Origin of the sequence: Ramlibacter sp. (assembly GCF_035706265.1) — a bacterium.
In the GTDB taxonomy this organism is placed as follows: Bacteria; Pseudomonadota; Gammaproteobacteria; order Burkholderiales; family Burkholderiaceae_C; genus Ramlibacter.
Window position 1 is genome coordinate 1 of the sequence record NZ_DASSVG010000617.1, and the last position, 6,187, is coordinate 6,187.

The 6,187-nt window shown below is 68.1% G+C and carries 5 protein-coding genes and 1 pseudogene; 5 read left to right on the forward strand and 1 reads right to left on the reverse strand.

The annotated features are described in order from the left end of the window. Positions 1 to 306 (reverse strand): demethoxyubiquinone hydroxylase family protein (locus VFM98_RS22105; RefSeq protein ID WP_325112049.1); only part of this gene is annotated, 306 nt, incomplete at its 3' end. Positions 307 to 625: 319 nt separating this feature from the next. On the opposite strand from VFM98_RS22105, the gene VFM98_RS22110 reads away from it, so the two are divergent. From VFM98_RS22110 to VFM98_RS22130, 5 genes and pseudogenes are all read left to right on the forward strand, one after another. Then, complete coding sequence (locus tag VFM98_RS22110; RefSeq protein WP_325112050.1) at positions 626 to 1,756, forward strand: porin; 1,131 nt, start codon at positions 626 to 628, stop codon at positions 1,754 to 1,756. 185 nt (positions 1,757 to 1,941) lie between these two features. After that, positions 1,942 to 2,922 (forward strand): ABC transporter permease, encoded by a 981-nt coding sequence (locus VFM98_RS22115; protein ID WP_325112051.1) that lies wholly within the window; start codon positions 1,942 to 1,944, stop codon positions 2,920 to 2,922. A 4-nt stretch (positions 2,923 to 2,926) separates the two neighbouring features. Then, positions 2,927 to 4,147, forward strand: a complete 1,221-nt coding sequence (locus VFM98_RS22120; protein ID WP_325112052.1) for a M20 aminoacylase family protein — start codon at positions 2,927 to 2,929, stop codon at positions 4,145 to 4,147. A 52-nt stretch (positions 4,148 to 4,199) separates the two neighbouring features. Next, entirely contained in the window at positions 4,200 to 5,774 is a 1,575-nt protein-coding gene (locus VFM98_RS22125) for an ABC transporter substrate-binding protein (protein WP_325112053.1), read from the forward strand. Positions 5,775 to 5,799: 25 nt separating this feature from the next. Beyond that, positions 5,800 to 6,187, forward strand: a pseudogene (locus tag VFM98_RS22130) (ABC transporter permease); the annotation flags it as partial.

Below are 6,187 nucleotides of genomic sequence, written 5' to 3' on the forward strand. Positions count from 1 at the left end.
GGCGCCGAGCTCGTCGAGCCGCGCCTTGGTCCAGGCCAGGTGGTCCGTCTCCTCGCGCGCCGCCTGCTCCAGCTGCGCCCGCAAGCCCTCGTTGCGGGTGGCCAGCGCCTGGGCCGTGTAGAGCGCCTGGGCGCAGATCTCGCCGACGTGGTTCACCCGCATGAGCGCGGCCGCGTGCTGCTTCTCCTTTGCGCCGAGGTGGGTGGCCTCGGCCGGCACCACCGGGCAGGGCCGGGTGCTGCGCGGGGTGGCGAACAGCGTGCGCAACGCCTGGTCGGCGGCGCCGAGGATGCGATCGACCAACATGGATGAAGTGTAGGCCGCCGCTCGCGGTCGCGGTAGCTGCACAACCTGGAGAAACCTGTCACAACTCGACCGTGAAATGACGTTCGGGCGCGACGGAACTGTTGTTTAAGCTCCACTCGACAGGCCGTGGCCTGTTGCCGCTCTGCAACGAAACCGCCCCGGCGCGGCAATTTTCTTTGCGCCCCCTATAGGCCTCTGGTCGAATAGCGACAACTTCCCAAAAGGAGGTTGGCCCGGGGACCCGGTGGGACGCGACACGTGCCTGCATGCGCGCCTCATACGTAACCGGAGCCCCATGTTTAACCTTGGAGAAACTTGCATGAAAAAGTCCCTGATTGCGCTGGCCGTGATGGCCGCCGCAGGTGCGGCGTCCGCCCAGTCGTCGGTCACGCTGTTCGGCATCGTCGACGCGACCATCGCCTACGGCCGCGCCAGCGGCCCCGGCAATGACAGCAAGACCGCGCTGACGAACTCGGGCTACAACAGCTCGCGTCTGGGCTTCCGCGGCGTGGAAGACCTGGGCGGCGGCATGTCGGCCTCCTTCTGGCTGGAAGGCTCCCTGGGCAATGACGACGGCACGACCGGCCAGCGCATCCCGACGACCAACCGCAGCAACGTGCACGCCAACGACGGCGCCGGCCTGGTCTTCAACCGCCGCTCCACCGTCAGCCTGTCGGGCGGCTGGGGTGAAGTGCGCCTGGGCCGTGACTACACGCCCTCGTTCTGGAACCTGACCGTCTTCGATCCGTTCGGCACCAACGGCGTCGGCACCACGCTGACCCTGGGTGGCCCTGGCGGTGGTCTGGGTGCTGGCGCCAACACGTTCGTGCCGGTCGGCACCCGTGGCGTGCTGGTCCGTGCCTCCAACGACATCGGCTACTTCCTGCCCGCCAACCTGGGCGGCATCTACGGCCAGATCAACTTCTGGCACGGCGATGACGCTGCCCCGGTCGCCGGCGAGCGCCAGAGCGACGGCACGGGCGCCGGCCTGCGCCTGGGCTACGGCGCGGGCCCGTTCAACGTGGCTGCCGCCTGGGCCCGTACCAAGTACGACGCGGGCGACTACACCACCTGGAACATCGGTGGTTCGTGGGACTTCGGCGTGGCCAAGGCGATGGCCCAGTACACGCGTGACCAGAAGGACTCCCCGGTGGAAATCGACGGCCGCGGCTGGCTGATCGGCGCCCTGGTGCCGGTCGGCGCCGGCGAGATCCGTGCGTCCTACTCGACGTACAAGATCGACTTCGGCGTCGGTGGCGACGATCCCAAGGCCCGCCAAGTGGCCCTGGGTTACGTGCACAACCTGTCCAAGCGCACCGCCATCTACACGACCGTCGCCCACGTCCGCAACGACAACGGCGCTCGCGTGTCGCTGAACGGCGCGGTCCTGGGTGCGGGCAACGACCGCAACTCCACGGGCTTCGACCTGGGCATCCGCCACAGCTTCTGATTTTCGAAGCGGCCGCAAGGCCGCTGCAGAAAACAAGAAACTTGAAAGCCGCCTTCGGGCGGCTTTTTTTTGGGCGCACCGGCCATGGGCAACGGCCGTTCGCCCGAAACGACCGTTCAGAGTTTCCCCGCGTGCGGGCCCGGCGTCGGCCATGCTAGTGTCGGCAGCCCGACGCCGCCCCAACAATGCTTGCCTTCATCCTGCGCCGCATGCTCCAGGCCGTCGTGGTCATGGTGGTCGTCGCCTTCATCGCCTTCCTGCTGTTCCAGTACGTGGGCGACCCGGTGGTCTTCCTGCTGGGCCAGGACGCGAAGCCGGACCAGATCCGCGAACTGCGCTCCGCGCTGGGGCTGGACCAGCCCTTCTTCGTCCAGTTCTGGCACTTCCTCGGCAATGCAGTGCAGGGCGAGTTCGGCCTCAGCCTGCGCCAGGGCGCCAAGGTGTCGCGCCTGATTGCCGAGCGCTTTCCCGCCACGCTGGAACTGGCCCTGGTCGCCGCCCTGCTGGCGCTGCTGGTCGGCGTGCCCATGGGCGTCTACGCGGCGCTGCGGCGCGGCACCTTCACCAGCCAGCTGTTCATGACCCTGTCGCTGCTGGGCGTGTCGCTGCCCACCTTCCTGATCGGCATCCTGCTGATCCTGGTGTTCTCGGTCACGCTGGGGTGGTTTCCCAGCTTCGGCCGCGGCCAGGTGGTGCAACTGGGATGGTGGGGCACCGGGCTCGCCACCCGCGACGGCTGGCACCACCTGGTGCTGCCGGCGATCACGCTCGCGATCTTCCAGCTCACGCTGATCATGCGCCTGGTGCGCGCCGAAATGCTGGAGGTGCTGCGCACCGACTACATCAAGTTCGCCCGCGCCCGCGGGCTGTCCAACCGCGCGATCCATTTCGGGCACGCGCTCAAGAACACACTGGTGCCGGTGATGACGATCACCGGCCTGCAGCTCGGGCAGCTGATCGCCTTCGCGATCATCACCGAGACGGTGTTCCAGTGGCCCGGCATGGGCCTGCTGTTCATCCAGGCAGTGACCTTCGCCGACATCCCCGTGATGGCGTGCTACCTCTGCCTGATCGCCTTCATCTTCGTCGCGATCAACCTGGTCGTGGACCTGCTCTACTTCGCCGTCGACCCGCGCCTGCGCGTGGCCGCGGCGGGAGGACATTGATTTCATGCTGGCTCCGGCCACCTCGCCCCGGCTCGCACATGCGCGCCCCTTCGCGCACATCGCGCAGTTCCATCCCGAACTCACCGCCTTCCGGCGCGACCTGCACGCGCACCCCGAACTGGGCTTCGAGGAGGTCTACACCTCGGCCCGCGTGCAGGAGGCGCTGCGCCTGTGCGGCGTCGACGAGATCCACGCCGGCATCGGCAAGACCGGGGTGGTGGGCCTGATCCACGGCCGCACCAACACCTCCGGCCGCATGATCGGCCTGCGCGCCGACATGGACGCGCTCACCATGACGGAGAACAACGACTTCCCCTGGAAGTCCACCCGCAACGGCATGATGCACGGCTGCGGCCACGACGGCCACGTGACCATGCTGGTCGGCGCCGCGCGGTACCTGGCCGAGACGCGCAACTTCGACGGCACCGCGGTGCTGATCTTCCAGCCGGGCGAGGAGGGCTTCGCCGGCGCCAAGGCCATGATCGAGGACGGCCTGTTCCAGCGCTGGCCGGTGGAATCGGTCTATGCCATGCACAACTGGCCGGGCCTCAGGCCCGGCTGCTTCGGCATCCGCCACCACGCGATGATGGCCTCGGCCGACCGGGTGACGATCGAGATCACCGGCAAGGGCGGCCACGGCGCGCACGCCTACCTGGTGATCGATCCGGTGCTGGTGGCCGGCCACATCATCACTGCGGTGCAGAGCATCGTCTCGCGCAACGTGAAGCCGGTCGACGGCGCCGTGATCTCCCTGTGCGCCATGCACGCGGGCGACCTGCAGGCGATGAGCGTGGTGCCGGGCAAGGCCACGCTGGTGGGCACGGTGCGCACCTTCCGCCCCGAGGTGCAGGACATGGTGGAGAAGCGGCTGAAGGAGCTGTGCAGCGCCGTGGCGCTGGGCTTCGGCGCCTCGGCCACGGTGCACTACGAGCGCATCTACCCGGCCACCATCAACACCCCGCGCGAGACCGAGTTCGCCGGCGACGTGGCGGAGTCGCTGGTCGGCCCCGAGAACGTGGTGCGCGACATGGAGCCCAGCATGGGCGCCGAGGACTTCTCCTTCATGCTGCAGGTCAAGCCTGGGGCCTACCTGCGCATCGGGCAGGGCGGCGAGGGCAGCTGCATGCTGCACATGACGCGCTACGACTTCAACGACGAGATCCTTCCGCTCGGCTCCGCGCTGCACGCGAGCCTGGTGGAGCAGGGACTGCCGCTGGCCCCCTAGGCCTGGCAGCGCGGTTTCATCCGAGGGCATCACTTCCACAAGGAGTTCCACCATGCGAACCAAGAGCTTCCTGGCCACGGCCCTGCTGTGCGCCGCGCTGGGCGTCAACGCGCAGACCGTGCGCGTCGCGAACCAGGGCGACGCGCTCTCCATGGACCCGCATTCGCTGAACGAATCGCTGCAGCTCGACGTGCTGGGCAACGTCTACGACGCGCTGGTGCTGCGCGACAAGGACATGAGCCCGGTGCCGGGCCTGGCGACCTCGTGGAAGCAGGTCTCGCCCACGGTGTGGCGCTTCGAGCTGCGCAAGAACGTGCAGTTCCACGACGGCACGCCCTTCACGGCCGACGACGTGCTGTTCTCGATGGCGCGCACGCAGGCCGAGGGCTCGGACATGAAGAGCTACACCAACGACTTCAAGGCGGTGCGCAAGATCGACAGCCACACGGTGGAGATCGAGACCAACAAGCCCTTCCCGATCCTCCCCGACCTGATGTCGCGGGTGATGATCATGAGCAAGAAGTGGTGCGAGGACAACCAGGCCACGCGCCCGGTGGACCGCCGCAAGGGCATCGAGAACGCGGCCTCCTTCCGCGCCAACGGCACCGGCCCGTACCGGCTGCGCGAGCGGCAACCGGGCGTGCGCACGACCTTCGTGCGCAACGGCAACTACTGGGGCAAGATCGAGGGCAACGCGCAGGAGATCGTCTTCACGCCGATCGGCAATGACGCCACCCGCGTCGCCGCGCTGCTCTCCGGCGAGGTGGACGTGATGGAGCCGGTGCCGCTGCAGGACGTGGACCGCGTCAACGCCTCGGCCAATGCGCGCGTGCTCTCCGGCCCCGAGCTGCGCACCATCTTCCTGGGCATGGACCAGAAGCGCGACGAGCTGCTGTACTCCAGCGTCAAGGGCAAGAACCCGTTCAAGGACAAGCGGGTGCGCCAGGCCTTCTACCAGGCGATCGACATCGAGGGCATCAAGAAGACGGTGATGCGCGGCGCCGCCGCCCCGACGGCGGAGATGGTGGGCCCCGGCATCAACGGCTTCCAGCCCGACCTGAACAAGCGCCTGCCGTACGACCCGGAAGCCGCCAAGAAGCTGCTCGCCGAGGCCGGCTACCCGAGCGGCTTCGAGGTCACGATGAACTGCCCGAACGATCGCTACGTCAACGACTCGCGCATCTGCCAGGCGGTGGCGGCCAACCTCTCGCGCATCGGCGTCAAGATCAACCTGGCGGCCGAGACCAAGGGCACCTACTTCCCGAAGATCCTGCGCCGCGACACCAGCTTCTACCTGCTCGGGTGGACGCCCAGCACGGTGGACGCGCACGACCCGCTGAACGCGATCATGTCCTGCGTGGACGACAAGGGCGCCGGCCAGTTCAACCTGGGCGCCTACTGCAACCCGAAGGTCGACGAGCTCGCGCGCAAGGTGCAGTCCGAGACCGACAAGGCCAAGCGCAATGCCATGATCCACGAGGCCTTCAAGATCCACCAGGACGACGTCGGCCACATCCCGCTGCACCAGCAGGCGCTGGCCTGGGGCGTGAGCAAGCGCGTCGACGTGGTCCAGCGGCCGGACAACAACCTGTCGTACAAGTGGATCAAGGTGAAGCCGGGCGCGTAATCTCGGGCAGTCGAAAGGGGTGGCGATGAGGCAGGCACTCGCCGGATGGTGGGACAGCGACGTCGGCTACAGCTTCCGCACCTCGCCGGTGGCGATGGCGGCCGCGGCCATTGCGCTGGCCTGCGTGTTCTGCGCGCTGTTCGCCGGCTGGGTGGCGCCGCACAACCCCTTCGACCTCACCACCCTGGAGCTGGGCGACGCGCGCAAGCCGCCCGCCTGGCTCGCGGACGGGAGCGCCAAGTACCTCCTGGGCACCGACGACCAGGGCCGCGACATCCTGTCGGCCCTGATCTACGGCGCGCGTATCTCGCTGGTCGTGGGCGTGGTGTCGGTGCTGCTGTCGATGGTGATCGGCGTCGCGCTCGGCCTGCTGGCGGGCTTCCGCGGCGGCTGGATCGATGCCTTCCTGATGC